Source organism: Scopulibacillus daqui (genome assembly GCF_016908855.1).
Lineage (GTDB): Bacteria > Bacillota > Bacilli > Bacillales > Sporolactobacillaceae > Scopulibacillus_A > Scopulibacillus_A daqui.
This window is the reverse complement of the sequence record NZ_JAFBER010000008.1, coordinates 50150-67699: the sequence shown is the minus strand read 5'-3', so window position 1 is coordinate 67699 and position 17550 is coordinate 50150. Positions and strand designations below refer to the sequence as shown.

16 protein-coding genes and 1 other annotated feature are annotated in these 17550 nt (G+C 40.8%); of the genes, 13 read left to right on the top strand and 3 right to left on the bottom strand.

The genetic code is table 11. From position 1 onward, the window contains the following. Positions 1-164: 164 nt before the first annotated feature. The 3 genes from JOD45_RS07905 (at position 165) to JOD45_RS07895 (ending at position 3599) form a co-directional block, all read left to right on the top strand. Entirely contained in the window at positions 165-1460 is a 1296-nt protein-coding gene (locus tag JOD45_RS07905; RefSeq protein WP_205003349.1) for an HD domain-containing protein, read from the top strand. 16 nt (positions 1461-1476) lie between these two features. Next, positions 1477-1986, top strand: a complete 510-nt coding sequence (locus JOD45_RS07900; protein WP_205003348.1) for a YwgA family protein — start codon at positions 1477-1479, stop codon at positions 1984-1986. Positions 1987-2129: 143 nt separating this feature from the next. Beyond that, a complete protein-coding gene (locus JOD45_RS07895; protein ID WP_205003347.1) occupies positions 2130-3599 on the top strand; it encodes a flavin monoamine oxidase family protein in 1470 nt (489 codons plus the stop codon). A 50-nt stretch (positions 3600-3649) separates the two neighbouring features. Here the strand turns inward: JOD45_RS07895 and JOD45_RS07890 are convergent, their stop codons facing one another. Beyond that, positions 3650-4276, bottom strand: a complete 627-nt coding sequence (locus tag JOD45_RS07890; RefSeq protein ID WP_205003346.1) for a MerR family transcriptional regulator — start codon at positions 4274-4276, stop codon at positions 3650-3652. 134 nt (positions 4277-4410) lie between these two features. Between JOD45_RS07890 and JOD45_RS07885 the strand changes: the two genes are divergently transcribed. The 5 genes from JOD45_RS07885 to JOD45_RS07870 all read left to right on the top strand — a co-directional run bounded on the left by JOD45_RS07885 (position 4411) and on the right by JOD45_RS07870 (position 8862). After that, positions 4411-4968, top strand: a complete 558-nt coding sequence (locus tag JOD45_RS07885) for a GNAT family N-acetyltransferase (RefSeq protein ID WP_205003345.1) — start codon at positions 4411-4413, stop codon at positions 4966-4968. 63 nt (positions 4969-5031) lie between these two features. Next, positions 5032-5258 (top strand) — a binding site (T-box leader). Positions 5259-5323: 65 nt separating this feature from the next. Continuing rightward, positions 5324-6721, top strand: a complete 1398-nt coding sequence (gene nhaC / locus JOD45_RS07880) for a Na+/H+ antiporter NhaC (protein ID WP_205003344.1) — start codon at positions 5324-5326, stop codon at positions 6719-6721. A gap of 59 nt (positions 6722-6780) precedes the next feature. Then, positions 6781-7638 carry a fructosamine kinase family protein gene (locus JOD45_RS07875; RefSeq protein WP_205003343.1) on the top strand — a complete coding sequence of 286 codons (858 nt, stop codon included), beginning with the start codon at positions 6781-6783 and terminating at the stop codon, positions 7636-7638. 276 nt (positions 7639-7914) lie between these two features. Then, on the top strand, positions 7915-7995 hold the full coding sequence (locus JOD45_RS16950) for a putative holin-like toxin (protein ID WP_380897862.1): 81 nt from the start codon (positions 7915-7917) through the stop codon (positions 7993-7995). Between the two features lie 351 nt (positions 7996-8346). Further along, on the top strand, positions 8347-8862 hold the full coding sequence (locus JOD45_RS07870; RefSeq protein ID WP_205003342.1) for a YwhD family protein: 516 nt from the start codon (positions 8347-8349) through the stop codon (positions 8860-8862). 71 nt (positions 8863-8933) lie between these two features. Here the strand turns inward: JOD45_RS07870 and JOD45_RS07865 are convergent, their stop codons facing one another. Beyond that, on the bottom strand, positions 8934-10991 hold the full coding sequence (locus tag JOD45_RS07865) for a transglycosylase domain-containing protein (protein ID WP_205003341.1): 2058 nt from the start codon (positions 10989-10991) through the stop codon (positions 8934-8936). A gap of 289 nt (positions 10992-11280) precedes the next feature. Here JOD45_RS07865 and speE point away from each other — a divergent pair, with 289 nt between their 5' ends. The 5 genes from speE to JOD45_RS07840 all read left to right on the top strand — a co-directional run bounded on the left by speE (position 11281) and on the right by JOD45_RS07840 (position 16251). Continuing rightward, positions 11281-12108, top strand: coding sequence for a spermidine synthase (gene speE, locus JOD45_RS07860; RefSeq protein ID WP_205003340.1), 828 nt, complete (start codon positions 11281-11283; stop codon positions 12106-12108). 12 nt (positions 12109-12120) lie between these two features. Continuing rightward, positions 12121-13002: an agmatinase gene (gene speB, locus JOD45_RS07855; protein WP_205003339.1), complete on the top strand. Its 882-nt coding sequence runs from the start codon at positions 12121-12123 to the stop codon at positions 13000-13002. Positions 13003-13242: 240 nt separating this feature from the next. Continuing rightward, positions 13243-13671 (top strand): YwiB family protein, encoded by a 429-nt coding sequence (locus JOD45_RS07850; protein ID WP_205003338.1) that lies wholly within the window; start codon positions 13243-13245, stop codon positions 13669-13671. Further along, positions 13668-15338 (top strand): arginine--tRNA ligase, encoded by a 1671-nt coding sequence (argS, locus tag JOD45_RS07845; RefSeq protein ID WP_205003337.1) that lies wholly within the window; start codon positions 13668-13670, stop codon positions 15336-15338. The genes JOD45_RS07850 and argS overlap by 4 nt, the downstream gene beginning before the upstream one ends. Positions 15339-15477: 139 nt before the next feature. Then, on the top strand, positions 15478-16251 hold the full coding sequence (locus JOD45_RS07840; protein ID WP_205003336.1) for an alpha/beta fold hydrolase: 774 nt from the start codon (positions 15478-15480) through the stop codon (positions 16249-16251). Positions 16252-16312: 61 nt separating this feature from the next. On the opposite strand, the gene cls is transcribed toward JOD45_RS07840, so the two are convergent. Beyond that, positions 16313-17521 carry a cardiolipin synthase gene (gene cls / locus JOD45_RS07835; protein WP_205003335.1) on the bottom strand — a complete coding sequence of 403 codons (1209 nt, stop codon included), beginning with the start codon at positions 17519-17521 and terminating at the stop codon, positions 16313-16315. Positions 17522-17550: the final 29 nt, after the last annotated feature.

The following is a 17550-nucleotide window of genomic DNA, read 5'->3' as shown; positions in this document are numbered from 1 at the left end:
ATAAACATGACAAAGCGCTTTTGTCGAAAAAAATTCATGATTAGCCGTTTGGCCGGTCTGGACGTTTTTTTGCATCAATCTAAAATGCAAAAGCTGAAACAGCCATTTAAAATTTATTTTGAACAAGCTATAATAATGACATGTTTAGACAGGATGTGAGTTCAATGTCTCAAAAGTTTGCTGAGCTTGATGAAGTCAAGGTGTTTAAAGATCCCGTTCATCGTTATATTCATGTAAAGGATCGGTTAATTTGGGAACTCATCGGTACGCCTGAGTTTCAAAGGCTGCGCCGTATCCGCCAATTAGGGACAACCTTCCTAACGTTCCATGGTGCCGAACACAGCCGTTTCGGCCATTCGTTGGGGGTGTATGAAATTACGAGACGCATCATTGAGGTTTTTGACGGGCATCCGCAATGGCATCCTGATGAACGTTTGTTATGTTTGTCGGCGGCGCTCCTTCACGATATCGGCCATGGCCCTTTTTCGCATACGTTCGAAAAAGTCTTTGATACTGACCATGAAAAGTTCACCCAAGAGATTATTTTGGGCGATACTGAAGTCAATCGGGTATTGAGAAAGGAAGACCCTGATTTTCCGAAGAAGGTAGCCGAAGTCATCGCGAAAACGTATGGAAACAAACTTGTTGTCAGCTTGATTTCAAGCCAAATTGACGCTGACCGTATGGATTATTTGCTTCGTGATGCTTATTATACTGGCGTAAGCTATGGAAACTTTGACTTGGAAAGAATTTGGCGCGTGATGCGTCCTTATGATGACCAAGTGGTGATTAAACAAAGCGGCATGCATGCGGTTGAAGACTATATCATGAGCCGGTACCAAATGTATTGGCAAATCTATTTTCATCCTGTCACACGCAGTGCGGAAGTTATTTTATCCAAAATCCTAAAACGGGTAAAATCATTATATTTGAAAGGATATGAATTTAAACAGCCGCCGATTGCGCTTATTCCGCTTTTTAAAAACCAATTATCGCTAAAGGATTATTTAAAGTTAGATGAGTCGGTGATCATGTATTATTTTCAAGTTTGGCTGGACGAAGAAGACCAGATATTACAAGATCTGTGCCAGCGGTTTATCAACAGACGGTTATTTAAATACATTGAGTTCAGCCCAAACAAATATTTCGATATATTTTCCGATCTTCGCGAAGCCTTTTATGAAGCTGCGATTGATCCTGACTATTATCTTGTCGTTGATTCATCTTCAGACTTGCCGTATGATTTCTATCGGCCGGGCGAAGAAGAGGAGAGACTGCCGATACATTTGCTGATGCCTGATGGCACACTGCGGGAATTGTCACGCGAATCAACGATTGTCGAAGCGATTTCCGGAAAGATGCGAACGGACCATAAACTTTATTATCCCGCTGATTTTATTGAAGATATGTCTCATCATCAGGCGGCAAAGAAAAAAATTAAGGACCTTTTAAACTATTAAGGGAGGCTGTCATTTAATGCTTGAGGATCATGCCAAGCTTGTTTCTTTACTTAACCTGGCCGGAGAGGTTGTCGGCAGAAAAAAACTGCAAAAAATCGTCTACATATTAAAAAAGCTGGACTATCCGTTTCAGGAAAAATACCAATTTCACTTTTACGGGCCTTATTCGGAAGAGCTGACATTTAGAATAGAAGAATTATGCAATCTCGGGTTTATCAATGAGATAAAGGAAACGAAAGGGGGATACCATCAATACCGCTACACGTTAACGGAAGAAGGCAGCGAGTTCTTATCCCGCTATCAAATTAATATGCCTAAACTGTGTGAGTTTATAAAAGACTTAAACGATCAAAATTCAAAGTTTCTCGAGCTGGTCTCAACGATACTTTACTTTAATAACCTTTCAAAAGATGAGATCGTGAATAAGGTTAAGGTTGTAAAGAAAAAACAAAATTACAGCGATGGCGATATCCAGCAGGCTTTCGCATATATAGAACAGCTGAAAAACAAACAATCAGCCAGTTAACGTCGTTAATTGGCTGATTGTTTTTTATTGATCTAGGCATAATTGATCCGGCATAGGTTATACATGAAGGCCGAGATTTCCCGTCTTATTAGGAATCAGGGTTCAACTCGTTAAGCACAGCTTTTCTTTGGAGGTGAAACGGTATGTTAAGAGAAGAACCGCAAAGCTTAACACAAGAGCAAATGGTTTCTGCAATTAGATATGGACTGACAAAGACGCAGACGCCAAAGAAAATCATTATTGTCGGCGCCGGTATGGCGGGTCTAGTCGCTGCCTCTTTACTTAAGGGAGCGGGCCATCATGTAAAAATCCTTGAGGCTTCTGATAGAGTCGGCGGACGCGTCTATACGTTACGCACGCCGTTTTCAAATGGACAATATGTTGATGTCGGCGCTATGCGTTTTCCTAATGTTCACTTATTAACCATGGCCTATATCAATAAGTTCCGCCTGCCGGTTAATCACTTTATTAACAGTACACCGAATGACATCATCTATGTTAATGGGATAAAGGTCCGTTCAAAATTATACAGCCGAAATCCGGATATTCTAAATTATCCGGTTTCATTGAATGAAAAGGGAAAGACAGCCCAACAGCTCATAAGATCGGCAATCCAGCCGATTTTAAACTTTATCAGGCAAGATCCCAAACGGAATTGGAACATTGTTATTCATGATTTCGACAAGTATTCATTAGAAGCTTTTTTGCGGCATAATCCTGTTGGTGCTCCGATGTCTCCGGGCGCATCAGAAATGATAAAAGTCTTAACAAGTGAAGAAGGCGCCTCAGAAATATCGCTGATGGAAACGCTGAGAAAATATATGATTTTTTCAGCGCCTGACCTTCATTATGTTGAAGTTGCAGGGGGAAATGACCGCCTTGCCAAAGCGTTTCTTCCCGAATTAAAGCGTGATATATTATTCCGGCACAAAATGGTGAAAATCAAACAAGACGATCGTCAAGTCACTATTCATGCCAGACATACAAAGACGCTGCAACCCTATCAAATCAGCGGAGACATTGCGGTTATAGCCGTTCCATTTTCAGTCTTGAGGTTCGTTAATGTCGAACCGAAGCATTCTTTTTCTCATCACAAATGGAAAGCAATTCGGGAACTTCATTATGAGCCTTCTGCCAAAATGGGCATTCAATTTAAAAGGAGGTTCTGGGAAGAAGAAGGTATGTTCGGCGGCAAAGTAACGACCGATCTTCCCATTCGTTTTGTAAAGTATCCCAGTCATGGATTCGGTCAAGATAAGGGTGTTGCTTTAGCCAGTTATACACGCGGAAACGATGCCTTAATTTGGGATAGTATAAGCCAGGAAGAGCGTGTCATTCAAGCTTTAAAGGAGCTTGCGGCCATTCATGGCAAAGGCATCATTCATGATTTTGAAGCAGGGGCAGCCCACAGTTGGGTGCAATACCCCTATTCCGCCGGATCTTTCCCGAAGTTTAAACCTGGACAAGAAACAGAACTATTCCCTTATATTCAAATCCCTGAAGGAAGGGTCCACTTTGCCGGAGAGCATACGACAACAACGCACGGCTGGGTGCAGGGAGCGATAGAATCAGGAATAAGAGCGGCATATGAAGTTAACGAACGCCGGGATTAGACCTGAAAAACAAAAAACCATCTCCATTAATGGGGAGATGGGGAATGCCTTTAATTACCTAAAATCTTCTTAAAAAACCGCTTGTTTTGCTTTTGTGCGAGGCTTGCGGCCGCTTCTAAGTTAGATTCTTGCCATTTTGTTAATGAGCCCATGATTCGTTCTTCGCATGCTTCTAATTGTTTTGCGATGGTCTGGTGATGTTTATTAAGCGCTTGAGCTAATTCTTTCTTTAAGTTTTGGTTATCATTGTAAAGCACCTGTATCAGTTCAAACATTCTTTCATGGTGTTCTTTGTGCTGCGATAATTCTTCATAAATTTTGGGTACCGGGTTTTCTTTAACGGGAGAAGAAGAGGGCTGAAGATTTTGGCTTTGATTTTGATCCTGAACCTGATCTTGATCTTGATCTTGATCTTGATCTTGATTTTTCCCAATGACCGCTTTTATCGCATTTTCTAAAGTCATGCCTTGTTCTTTACTAATGACCTTGATTTGCTCCATGATTGTAACGTCATGTTCAAGAAATTCACGCTGATCATGTTCGTTCCGATGAAACTGGTATCCATTCTCCTCTAGCAGCCGGGCATATTTTCGAACCGTCCCTTCCTTAATGCCGATCATATTCGCGACTTCCCGCGTCCAGTAAAAGCGTTCCTTTCCTTTTGTGCCGTTGGACATGACGGCTCACCTCCTATTATTTAAATATTCTAAAAGGAGTTTCGATTCCCTTTGTCTAATATTAGACATTAATGTTGGATTGAAAAAAAGATTATAGGGACTTTTGTCTAATCGCAAAAAGGGGATAATGCGTCATGTTTACATTTAAAGTTGATGAACAAATTGAGTTAAGGCTGCTGGAAGACAATGATGCCGAACCGTTGTTTGCTTTAGTTGATAAACAGCGTTCTTACTTAAGAGAATGGCTGCCGTGGGTTGACGGTGTAACATCAGCGGCAAATTATAGTTCGACAATTAAAATGTGGCGGAAACAATTTGCCGATAATGACGGATTTCAAGCCGGCATACTTTATCAACAAGAACTTTGCGGGATGGTCGGTTTTCATTCTTATCATTGGGCCAACCGCAGCACTAGTATCGGATATTGGCTTTCTAAAGACTTCCAAGGGAAAGGCATTATGACAAGAGCCTGCCAAGCAATCATCCGTTATGCGTTTTCGTCGCTTCATATGAACAGAATCGAAATACGTTGTGCAGAAGAAAACCATAAAAGCAGGGCTATTCCAGAAAGACTTGGTTTTAAAAAGGAGGGAACGGTCCGTGACGGAGAATTTTTGTATGACCATTTCGTTAATACAATCATTTATAGTTTATTAAAAGAGGATTGGAAAAAGTTACAACAGAAGTCTTGAGCGGTCATATATTGACATCTTCCACTGTTGATTTTATACTTAAACGCATAAAAGCATAGAAGCACAAAAGCGATGAAACATATCGAGTAGCTTGTTGCGAGTCAGCAGAGAGAGACTTAGTGGCCGGTGCAAACTAAGGACAGCAGCAGGCGAAATACAAATGTGGAGCTGGATGATTCCCGGACATTCCGTTAACAAAAATGAGAGAGCCTGATTGATGTGAACGCACTGTTCCGAAGCATCTTGAAAGGCTAACGTTGGGTGGTACCGCGATACAATTCGCCCCGATCAATGGATCGGGGCGTTTTTTATAGACATCAGAGAAGGATACTTAATTTGAGAGGAGTATAAGAAAGTGAAGAGAAAACCAAATGGCTGGGCAGCCGTGTTACTGGCAGCCGTCATGTTAGCTTTGTTGATGGTAAGCCTCATAGGTTTGAAAACACAGGCCCATCTTCCGCTTTTAGGATGCATCATACTCATTTCGCTGTTCGCTGTTTGGCACGGCGCGAAATGGAAGGATATAGAAAAAGGATTAATAGACGGTATTGCCAAGGGTCTTATCCCTATTATGGTATTGGCATTAATAGGAATTTTAATTGGGGTTTGGATGGCCAGCGGCACGGTCCCATATTTAATATATATCGGCTTTGCATTGATTAACCCAAAGTGGTTTTTAGTAACAGCATTATTAACAACAATGCTCGTTTCTACTTTTACAGGCAGTTCTTTTACAACAATTGGTACTGTCGGGGCAGCGTTAATGGGCATTGGCCTCGGGTTTGGCATTCATCCAGCTTTATGTGCCGGAGCTGTGATTTGCGGGGCATGCTTTGGCGATAAAATGAGTCCGTTGTCGGATACAACAAATTTTGCTCCTGCTGTTGCTGGCATCGATATATTTACTCATATTAAGCATATGGTTTGGACAACGCTTCCGGCAATGATCATTTCTTTTATACTATTTCTGATATTAGGGGAGCATTCTTCGGCACATGTTTCTATGCAAGATATCGTTTCAGCCCAGCAAGCATTGGCTGCTCATTTCCGCCTTACATGGCTCGTTATGCTATCGCCGTTAGTCGTGGTGATATTGGCATTTAAAAGGATGCCTATTCTGCCTGTTCTTATTACTGGAATCGTAACAGGCTGCATAACAGCGCTGCTTGTCCAAAAAGGCGTCAGTGTCAGTGAACTAATGGCAGCAATGCAAAATGGATTTCATCTTAACAGCAAGAATGAGATGATCACAAACATTGTCAACAGAGGCGGACTTGAGTCGATGATGAACTCTATTTCCCTTATATTTATTGCGCTGGCCTTAGGCGGTATAGCTCATAACATCGGACTCATTGATTTAATGATTAACGGCTTTATCACAAAGTTTAAATATAAGGGCCATTATGTTACAGCAGCTGCTTGTTCTTCCATCAGCGTTAATCTTATCACCGGTGAACAATATTGTTCGATATTACTTCCAGGGCAAGCTTATAAAAAGGCTTTTGAAAGTAAAGGCATTCCTTTGAAAACTTTATCGCGGTCGCTTGAGGATGGAGGTACATTAGTCAACCCGCTCATCCCATGGGGCGTCAGCGGCGCCTTTTTCTCTCAGGCGCTTGGGGTTTCTGTTGCTGAATACTTGCCGTACGTCTTCTTCCTGTATCTTTGCCCAATATTTACGGTTTTGTATGCGTACTTGCCAAAGCTTCGTACGCATGCCTTATATGGAACGCCAAGTGTAACTCAAAAATAATCGGGTATAAATATAATAAAGAAAGTCTTGAAAAGGAAGGATGCGCCATTAAGAAGATCATGATCTCTTCACTTGAAAGAATAGGCGATAAAACGCCGGTTAGGCAAATCAAGCCTGTATCCGGCGGGGCGATCAATGAGGCTTTTATGATAGAAACAGAAGCTTGCCGCTATTTTATTAAGCTAAAAACCGGTGCACCGCGCCATTTTTTTAAAAGAGAAGCTGAAGGATTAAATCTTATAAAATCAACTCATACAATACGGGTGCCGGAAGTCTTCGATTATTGTGATGCTGACGATAAGGAAAATGATGGGATTTTAGTTTTGCAATGGATTGAAGGCAAAGCAGATAACCATACTGAATTAATGCTGGGTCAGCAGCTGGCTCGGATGCACCAGCATGAGGCTGAATTTTACGGCATTAAAACACAAACTTATATAGGTGAATTGAAGCAATATAATGGGTTGTTTTCGTCTTGGAGCAATTATTACCGTGAACAGCGCCTTTTTCAGCAAATTGAATTAGGAAAACAACGCGGGACGATAAAAAATCATAGGTATAAAAGGCTTATAGCATTATTGGATCATTTAGACCGCTACTTGTCTGATCATGTTCCAGCCAGCTTGCTTCACGGCGATCTGTGGGGAGGCAACTGGATGGCGGGCCCTGAAGGAGAGCCTTATCTGATCGACCCGTCTGTATTTTATGGAGACAGGGAGATGGATATGGCATTCACTGAAGTGTTTGGAGGATTCTCGTCAGAATTTTACAATGCTTATCAAGACGTTTACCCTTTGCCAGAAGAATATAAGGATAGAAAACCGTTATATCAACTCTATTATTTGCTTGTCCATCTTAACTTATTTGGAGAAAGTTATGGCTCAAGCGTCGATCGTATATTAGATTATTATGTTTGATCATGATAACCGGCTGTCATTTCAGATGCAGCTGGTTATTTTTTGTTCAGCTATACATAAGAGCCGGCAAGTTTCTTTTGTTGAAAAAGATATGATCGGGCGTTTTTTAGTCGAAGCAAGCGGGATTTTGGCATAAATTATTTCCTAGGGAATAATTTATAGGAACACCAGTTCTAATTTACTATTTCATATTTGTGAAAATATGTTACTATTAAAATTAACAGCGGGTCTATTAGAGTGTGGTATCCCCAAATTGAAAGGGGGTGTCACTATTATATGACGGCTTATCAAGTCATGACATTAATGATCAGCTTTGGTTCGTTAATTGTTGTTATTATGAACAGCAAAAAAAAGTAACCCCATGTTAAACATAGGGTTACGGGATTGACGATTACTGCTCTAATATAAGAGCCGCTGTATGGAGGTCAAAGGTGTGGCAGCACCTTTGGCCGTTTTTTAGTCATTATAACACAATTTAAGCTTTGATAAAATGAAATCCATTGTGACAAATTCATGCCTGCCCCCTTGTATAGACAGACCGATCATTTCCGGCAGAAAGAGACCGTATGAACACCCTGTGAGCGTATAAATGCGATGTTCAGTGCTATGAGTTTTACCCATTCACAGGATATGGCATAATAAGATATAAGAAAAATAAAATAAGGATCGAAAATAAATATATAGTTGCGGAATATAGGAGGGCATAGGATGGATATTTTCGAAAATAATAAGAAAAATTCTGGATTCAATATTTTGTCTGGGAATTCAACATCAGGCCACGGCGGTTTTGGTGTAGGCGTCATTAATCTGGATAATATTTCGCCTGTGATCATTGACGTAGAAGAGGGAGAAGCTTTTGTTGATCTTGGGGCGCTTCATGCAAGAAGCAAGGTTGAAAGGAGGATTCGCTTTTCGCCGGATAAAGAAACAGCTGAAGGGGGCAAGCTGTACTGGCTTGTCTGGGTTAATACTGAGGGCAGTGAAGCGGGGCCTTATTATGCCGGCGCCGGAGCCGCTGATATGATTATTAACCGTGAAACACGCAGAGGCTATAAGCTTCTTCCGGATCATGTCAATAAAATGGACAAAGCTTTAAAAGGCAAAGTAGCTGTTGATCACATGGATGAAAAATCAAAGAAAATATTGCGCGATTATCTTATGAATTTTGACAAAGGCATGTGGGAAAGAGCCAATGAAGATTTGAAAAGACAGCTGGATGTTTAACAGCTGCGAGCTGCGCGAGTTTCTAACACCATGAATAGAAAGCGCCCTGAGAAACCTCAGGGCGCTTTCTGTTAATGAAACCAATGAAACCACCTATTGAAAAATCCTTTATGTTTTTTGCGGCCATTTTCAGGTCCTTTCTCTTTATAGCATCTATGACTGTACTCGTTAGGCGCCGTACCTTTTAAGTAATACGTGTAGCGGGCATTAGGGCATCCTTTTGCTGCAAGCTTGCCGTTTTTAGGGTCCACTAATCTGCGGACAACCCCTTTGGGCGGTTTGAAGCTGTTTTTTGGCTGCCCTTCCAAAGCGGATTCTGTAAAGTGTGCCCATATTTTTTTTGCGTAACCTGAATCGGGGTAGGTACTTATCGATTGGCCTTTGTCATATCCGACCCATACAGCGGATACTAAGCGCGGGGTAAAGCCAATCATCCAGCTGTCCGCAGCCGTTGATCCTGATTTTCCGGCGACTTTATGCGTTAATATATGAGCAATACTTGCACCAGTAACTTTGGAATAGCCGTTAAGTTTCTTATCGAATACACCAGTCATTAATTGAGAAAGTACAAAGGTTGCGGCTTTATTAAGCACTTGTTCTTTTTTTGGATGCCATTCGTAAATGGTCTCTCCTTTTTGGTTGACGATTTTTGTAATGTAATGCGGTGTTACCCTGGCACCGCCGTTAGCAAAAGCGCTGTACCCCTTCGCCATTTCAAGAACGCTGACGGGTTGGGATCCGAGTGCCAGAGACGGGATGTCAGCTAAAGGCGCTTTAATCCCTACCTTTCGCGCCGTTTTGACTAATTGATCCATCCCGATTGATAAGTGGGCCTTCACTGCATAAATGTTATCGGATAAAGCCAACGCCTGTGCTAAAGTAATCGGACCGTTGGCATAGTAGCCGCCAAAATTGCTCGGAGCGTATTTAGATTTTCCTTTATTGTAAGTAAAGGTTGTCGGTTCGCTGCGCAGTGTCGTTGAAGGTGTAAAACCGTTTCTTAATGCCGCATAATATAAAAATGGTTTAAAAGAAGACCCGGGTGATCTCATTGCTTGTACGGCACGGTTATAAGAACTTTTGTGATAATCGCGGCCGCCGACCATGGCTTCAACAGCCCCATTTTGCGGATTCATGGCAATGACGGCTGTTTGAATATCTGAAGCAGGATTAATCACTTGTTTAACCCAGTATTCCGCCTTTTTTTGCATATTGCTGTTTAAAGTGGTATAAACTTTAAGTCCTCCGGCAGCCAATGTTTTTTGATCAATATGCAATTGATTTTGTAAGACGCTTTCGACCGCATCCTGAAAATAGGGTGCTGTTCTGTTCATAGGTTTATGCTTATGAACGAGGCGGATGGGTGCGTGAAAGGCTGAATTCGCCGCTTGTTTCGTGATATATCCGTTGTTTACCATCGATTGAAGCACGATTTTTTGCCGCTGTTTGGCTCTCTTGAAATTATGGTATGGCGAATAGTAACTCGGCCCTTTTGGAATGCCCGCAAGTAAACTAGCCTCGCTAAGCGTTAACTCATCCGCGTTTTTATTAAAATAATATTTTGCCGCCGCTTCTATGCCATAAGCCCCGTGGCCATAGTAGATTGTATTTAAATACCCTTCAAGAATTTGATCTTTTGAGTAATTCATCTCTAGTCTCATCGTATACAGGGCCTCGGTTAATTTTCGCATCCACGTCTTTTCGTGGTCCAGATATAGGTTTCTCGCATATTGCATGGTGATGGTGCTTGCGCCTTGCTGTTTTGAAAAGGATTTGACATCGGCGAGCACTGCACCTGCCAAGCGCTTGAGATCGAAGCCATGATGCTGATAAAAACGTTTATCTTCAATGGAAAGGGTAGCATTCACTAATGATTTTGAAATATCATCCATATGAACCCAGGTTCGGTTTTGGTTTTCGTGTTCAACTTTGCCGATCAAATAATGATTTGCATCATAGATTCGGGTTGTTTGCGGCACCTTAATAGGTGGCGGCCCTTGTATTTTGGCAAAACCCCAAAGGCTTAATATGAAAAAAAGAAATAAAAATAAACAGCCAATGCCCGCTGTTATCAGCCATTTTAATATCGTTTTTGCTTTTTTCTTGTGTTGATCAGTGACCAGTTCCATAGCGGGTCTCCTCTTTTTATTTATCTTGTATTTTTAGAAGGTTTGTCGCGGTGAACAAAGTCAGCCATTGCTTAAGTTTTCTGCTTGGCTGTCTTTGTACATTGGATTAAGATCATTTAAGTAGTATTATTATGGTAAAAAGAAGCCCCTTCTAAACATATAGGCGGACGCGCATTTAAAGTGGCATTTTGTCCTTGCTTTTTAAGTGAATTCAACTATACTTTTTTTGTATTGTTGTAACGTTAAAGCCTGTAGTGTTTAAATATTTATTAAGAAAGGATCATTAAACATGGAATTATGGTTTACAGAAAAACAAACCGACAAATTTGGAATTACAGCTAAAATTAAGCGGACATTACATACCGAACAAACACCTTTTCAAAAGTTAGACATGATTGAAACTGAAGAATTTGGCAATATGCTGACGCTTGACGGTATGGTCATGACAACCGAAAAAGATGAATTTGTTTATCATGAAATGGTTGCGCATGTTCCTTTGTTTACTCATCCTAATCCGAAGCATGTGCTTGTCGTCGGCGGCGGGGACGGCGGCGTTCTTAGAGAAATTGTTAAGCATCCCGAAGTAGAAAAAGCAACATTGGTGGAAATTGACGGGAAGGTCATTGAGTATTCAAAAAAATATTTGCCGTCGATTGCATCTGCTTTCGATCATGAGAAAGTGGAAGTTAAAGTCGATGATGGGTTTATGCATATTGCCGAAAGCAGAGATGCCTACGATGTTATCATGGTTGATTCAACTGAACCTGTAGGTCCTGCGGTTAAATTATTTGAAAAGGGTTTTTATGAAGGGATTTCTAAAGCGCTCAAAGAAGACGGTCTGTTCATAGCCCAAACAGATAACCCGTGGTTTAAGGCGGATCTTATTACGAAAGTCTTTAAAGATGTTAAGGAAATTTTCCCAATTACAAGACTCTATACGGCTAATGTGCCAACCTATCCAAGCGGCCTTTGGACATTTACAATCGGTTCTAAAAAATATGATCCGCTTAAAGTTCGTGAAGACCGCTTCCATGACATTGAAACCAAGTATTATACAAAAGAGCTCCACAAAGCTGCTTTTGTTCTCCCAAAATTTGTAGATGATTTAATAAAGTAAGGAGCGTTAGACATGGAATTTTTTGATGAAGCCTATTCAGGGAAAGTATTCATCATGAGCCGCCACAATTATAAAGATGCTGATATTGTCATATACGGCATGCCGATGGATTACACGGTCAGCTTCCGTCCTGGTTCCCGGTTCGGCCCTAATCGCATTCGTGAAGCTTCGATTGGTTTGGAAGAATATTCTCCATATATGGATAAGCATTTGGAAGAAATTAAGTATTTTGATGCTGGGGATATGCTGCTGCCATTCGGCAATGCGGCGCGAAGCCTTGACATGATTGAACAGTATGTAGATAAGCTTTTAGAAGACGGTAAGTTTCCAATCGGTCTTGGCGGTGAACATCTCGTGACATGGCCGATCATTAAGGCGATGTATAAAAAATATCCGGATATGGCTTTGATTCATATTGACGCTCATGCAGATCTTCGCGAACAATATGAAGGAGAAACATTATCCCACTCAACCCCGGTGCGAAAAATTTGCGGCTTAATTGGTCCTGATAATGTCTATTCATTCGGCATTCGTTCGGGTATGCGTGAAGAATTCGCTTACGCAAAAACATCCGGTATGACAATGGAAAAATTTGAAGTGGCTGAACCGCTGAAGAAACATTTGCCGAAACTCGCGGGCCGTCATGTGTATGTAACGATCGATATTGATGTCTTAGATCCGGCCTATGCACCTGGAACGGGGACTGCTGAAGCGGGCGGTATATCATCGAAAGAATTGCTTGAAGCAATAATGTTAATTGCCCAGTCTGATTTAAAAATTATCGGTGCTGACCTTGTTGAAGTCGCTCCGGCTTATGACCCAACTGAAAAAACACAAATTGCAGCCAGCAAGTTCATTAGAGAAATCCTTCTAGGATGGACAAATAAAAAATAAATCCCGCCGACCGGCGGGATTTATTTCGCTTAAAAGCACGGAATTAGGAACTGCCGAAAGTGGATGAAGGATATGCTTTGCTGCGCTGATTAATGCATCGGTTATTGGATTAAAGCTCATATCTTAGCAATGTTTTAAGTCCTTAAAGGACTTTTTGCAGACGAATTTTATTGTACATTGCCTATAATATTTACTATAATATTATAGTTAAAGTGTATATAGGAGTGTTTAGAAACTAGCATGCACGATGTGAAAATAGTTTTAGACAGCAAAATGGTATATGAAAAAGAAGGCCATACTGAAGAGACAACAATTGAAATAACTGGTCAAGTGATAATAAAAAATAATGTCTTATTTTTGCGATATGATGAAACAATGGATGATATAGGAACGATAAATAACACTGTTAAAATAAAAGATGATGAAGCCGTTATCATTAGGAAGGGCGCTGTTTCTATGAGGCAGCCTTTAAAGAAGGGCAGTGTCACTGAAGGTACATATCATCATCCATACGGCAAGATGTTAATGACGACAAAAACAAAGACATGTCAATGTTCATGGAACGAAGATAAGAAACAAGGGCTGATTAAGATTGACTATGAATTCGCGATGCAGGGTCAGCATGTCGGTCTTTGCCAATTGATTTATAAAATAGGAGGGATATCATGACAGTTGTAGAAAAAGTTAAGCAGCAATTAAAAACAGAAATTGCTGAATCTGTAGTTAAAGCAAATTTGGCTGAAGCATCGCAGCTCCCGGATGTCATTTTAGAAGTTCCAAAAGAAAAATCTCACGGGGACTTTGCGACAAATATGGCGATGCAGCTTGCTAGAATTGCCAAAAAAGCGCCAAGGCAAATTGCCGAAGAAATGGTAGAGCACTTCGATTTAGAGAAAGCCAATATTAAAAAGATTGAAATTGCCGGACCTGGATTTATTAACTTCTTTTTAGATAATCAGTATTTAACTGACCTTATTCCTAATATTCTTAAAGAAGGCGAAGATTACGGCCGCTCTCAAGCAGGCAGCGGACGCAAAGTGCAAGTTGAATATGTTTCTGCAAACCCGACAGGAAGCTTGCATCTTGGACATGCCCGCGGCGCCGCGGTAGGGGACTCGCTTTGCCGTATTCTTGACAAAGCAGGGTATAAAGTCAGTCCTGAATATTATACAAATGATGCCGGGAAACAAATTGAAAATCTTGCTTTATCTATTGAGGCAAGGTATTTTCAGGCGCTTGGACAAGATAAGGAACTTCCTGAGGACGGCTATTTCGGCTCTGATATTGTCCAATTAGGAAAACAGCTAGCTGAAAAGCACGGGGACGAATATGTAAACATTGACGAACGGGAACGCATTAACGTTTTCAGGCAAATCGGCGTTGAGAAGTTAATGGAAAATATTAAGAAAGATCTCGGTGATTTTCGCGTTAATTTTGATGTCTGGTTCTCCGAAGAAAGTTTATACCAATCAGGCGAAATTGAAGCTGTTCTTGAAAAATTAAAGAAAAACGGCCGCACGTATGAAAAAGACGGGGCGCTATGGTTTGAATCGACTAAATTCGGAGACGATAAAGACCGGGTTTTAATTAAGAGCGACGGTTCTTATACTTATTTGACACCGGATATCGCCTATCATTTAAATAAGCTGGAACGCGGTTTTGATCAGTTGATTAATATTTGGGGAGCGGATCACCATGGTTACATTCCTCGGATGAAAGCGGCTATTGAAGCGCTTGGCTATGACCGTGACCGCATGGAAGTACAGATTATTCAGCTGGTCAGCTTATATAAAGACGGCGAGAAAATGAAAATGAGCAAGCGTACGGGGAAAGCTGTGACGCTGCGGGAACTCATGGAAATGGTCGGCGTCGACGCGATGCGCTATTTCTTCGCGATGCGGAGTTCTGATAGTCATCTTGACTTTGACATTGATCTTGCAGTATCAACTTCTAATGAAAATCCTGTCTACTATGTTCAATACGCTCACGCCAGAATTTGCAGCATGTTAAGGCAAGCTGAAGCGTATAGAGATATGCCTATCGAGGAAGTTAATCTTAACCTGCTGACAAGCGAAAAGGAAATTGATTTGCTTAAGAAGCTTGGGGAATTTCCTGAAGTCGTTGTTGAAGCTGCTGAGCGCTTGGCTGTCCAGCGTGTCACCAATTATGCTTTTGAATTGGCTTCAACGCTTCACAGTTTTTATAATGCAGAAAAGGTTCTTGATGATTCAAATAAAGAGTTAAGTGCCGCAAGAGTGGCGTTGATGAAAGCTGTTAAAACAACATTATATAACGCGATGTCACTAATCGGCGTGTCCGCACCTGAAAAAATGTAATGATTGAAAGCCTCTTGTTCTAAGAACAGGAGGCTTTTTTGCATGACACTGGCTGTTTTAGCAGACAATAAAACAACTTAAGAAGGAGCATAACGCATCAGGTTACAAACATCGATAAGGTATATTGGAGGTTTTCTGGATGCCTTTTTTTGAAACAAGTTCAGGGGTAAGATTGTATTACGAAAGACACGGACAAGGCAAGCCATTGATTTTTATCCATCCGCCATTATTAGGCCACGTCATTTTTAAATATCAAAAAATATTAAGTGAGAAATATCAAGTTATTCTATATGATTGCCGGGGGCATGGACAAAGCACATATCAAAAAGGCGATGATGTCATAAAAGATCATACTGTTGACTTATATGAATTAATCACACATCTAAATTTAGAGAAGCCGATCATCGTCGGTTATTCAAATGGCGGCTTTATTGCCATTAACTATGCGCTGGAATATCCCGATAAGATAGGTGCAATGATTTTATCGGGAGGGTATCCTGAGGTTAGGACAGGGCTTTTGGCTTTTGAATATTATGCCGGCATATGGCTGATGAAACGGCGCTATAAGCATTTTCTCAGCCGTTTATTAGCTAAAACGCATAAAATAACCGATGAAGATGAAGCGATTATTTATCGCTATTCAATGATGGCAGACATTGAAGCTGTTTTAGATTTATATCAATCCGGTATTCGCTACAGTAAAATGGATCAGCTTTACCGCCTGAAGGAATTGCCTTCGCTGCTGGTCTACGGAACAATAACCAAGCACATCTATAAGCATAAAATGTATTTTGAAAACAGAATGAATCAATTGGATGTCGTAAAAATTTCCCGAGCAACACACCAAATTCCGACAAGATTTCATAAGTCTTTCAACAGTGCCATTGATCAATTTTTAAGCCGCTTTCATTAAAAAATTCCTCTCTTTTCAGGAGGAATTTTTTATGGTGAGTTTTTCTGCAATCAGTATGATTTTACAGCAATGGCGCTAACGCATTCGACAACACTGTTTTTCCTTTTTCAAAAATAGAGCGGTTATTGACGTCGGAAAGCGTCACTTCGGTCGACTTTGTAAAATCAATCTTAACCATATTTTCAATTTCTTTAATGACATCCCTATCATAAATAAATCCGCTGATTTCATCATTCCAAATCAGGCTTCTCATATCAAAATTGGCTGCACCGATGCAGCAGCATGCATCATCAAAAATAAAAGCTTTAGCATGGTAGAACCCTTGATAAAAATGATATACTCGGCCGCCTTTTTCAAGCAATGGTTTCAAGTAATGATATGACGCGGGCTTAACAAACGGATGATCCTTTTTTGAAGGGAGAAGGATGGTAATGTTAACACCTTGCGATAATCGTTCAAGCAATGCCTGCTGCAGCTTTTTGCTCGGGATGAAATAGGGCGATCCAATAATAATGGATTGCTTTGCCTTTTGGATCTGTTCAAGCAGAGCCTCTTCCAATTGCCTGCCATCCGTTGCAAGAAGGGTCATGGCAACCGGACCTTTTTCGAGCTGAGGATAGAGATTCGGCCCTTCAATTTTTTCTTTGGCCGCTTGTTTCCAGTCTGAAATGAACTGTTCTTGCAGATCCCTAACGCCTTCACCTTCAATTTTTAAATGATAATCGCGCCATAGACCTAATTGAGGCTTTTTGCCAAGATATTCATCCCCGATATTAAACCCGCCAAAATAACCTGTTTTTCCATCGATTACGGTAATTTTCCGATGATTCCTTCTGCTTAACGAGTAAAAGTAAAAAGGAAAATAGGTTTTTGCTGAAAAAGCAAAATGGATACCGTTATTTTCTAAACGTTTAACCGCCTTTTTTGGAAAGGCATGGTTTGCAACGGCATCAATGAGAAGGCAGATCTTGACACCGGATTGGGCTTTCTTAATTAAGAGATCGATAAATTCTTGTCCGATGGTATCATATCGGAATATAAAAAATGACATATGTATATGATCCTTAGCATTTTCAATATCTTTTTTCAATGAGTCATAAAAATATCTGCCTTCCATAAACAGTTCCGTATAACAAGAACTATCCTTTGGGCTGTACAGCTTTGCTTGCCTGTGCTTTACTTTAAAACCTAAATAAAGGTCGAGAATGATGCCTAATATGATTAATATGATGAGAACAGCGATAATCGCTAAAATCACTAAAAATGCCATTGAGAGAGGATCCTCCTCTGTTTTCTCTT

What these genes read in the sequence shown, in the direction of transcription:
- JOD45_RS07905 (WP_205003349.1), top strand. Translation starts at nt 165, where the DNA reads ATGTCTCAAAAGTTTGCTGAGCTTGATGAAGTCAAGGTGTTTAAAGAT.
- JOD45_RS07900 (WP_205003348.1), top strand. Translation starts at nt 1,477, where the DNA reads ATGCTTGAGGATCATGCCAAGCTTGTTTCTTTACTTAACCTGGCCGGA.
- JOD45_RS07895 (WP_205003347.1), top strand. Translation starts at nt 2,130, where the DNA reads ATGTTAAGAGAAGAACCGCAAAGCTTAACACAAGAGCAAATGGTTTCT.
- JOD45_RS07890 (WP_205003346.1), bottom strand. Translation starts at nt 4,276, where the DNA reads ATGTCCAACGGCACAAAAGGAAAGGAACGCTTTTACTGGACGCGGGAA.
- JOD45_RS07885 (WP_205003345.1), top strand. Translation starts at nt 4,411, where the DNA reads ATGTTTACATTTAAAGTTGATGAACAAATTGAGTTAAGGCTGCTGGAA.
- JOD45_RS07875 (WP_205003343.1), top strand. Translation starts at nt 6,781, where the DNA reads ATGATCTCTTCACTTGAAAGAATAGGCGATAAAACGCCGGTTAGGCAA.
- JOD45_RS16950 (WP_380897862.1), top strand. Translation starts at nt 7,915, where the DNA reads ATGACGGCTTATCAAGTCATGACATTAATGATCAGCTTTGGTTCGTTA.
- JOD45_RS07870 (WP_205003342.1), top strand. Translation starts at nt 8,347, where the DNA reads ATGGATATTTTCGAAAATAATAAGAAAAATTCTGGATTCAATATTTTG.
- JOD45_RS07865 (WP_205003341.1), bottom strand. Translation starts at nt 10,991, where the DNA reads ATGGAACTGGTCACTGATCAACACAAGAAAAAAGCAAAAACGATATTA.
- speE (WP_205003340.1), top strand. Translation starts at nt 11,281, where the DNA reads ATGGAATTATGGTTTACAGAAAAACAAACCGACAAATTTGGAATTACA.
- speB (WP_205003339.1), top strand. Translation starts at nt 12,121, where the DNA reads ATGGAATTTTTTGATGAAGCCTATTCAGGGAAAGTATTCATCATGAGC.
- JOD45_RS07850 (WP_205003338.1), top strand. Translation starts at nt 13,243, where the DNA reads ATGCACGATGTGAAAATAGTTTTAGACAGCAAAATGGTATATGAAAAA.
- argS (WP_205003337.1), top strand. Translation starts at nt 13,668, where the DNA reads ATGACAGTTGTAGAAAAAGTTAAGCAGCAATTAAAAACAGAAATTGCT.
- JOD45_RS07840 (WP_205003336.1), top strand. Translation starts at nt 15,478, where the DNA reads ATGCCTTTTTTTGAAACAAGTTCAGGGGTAAGATTGTATTACGAAAGA.
- cls (WP_205003335.1), bottom strand. Translation starts at nt 17,521, where the DNA reads ATGGCATTTTTAGTGATTTTAGCGATTATCGCTGTTCTCATCATATTA.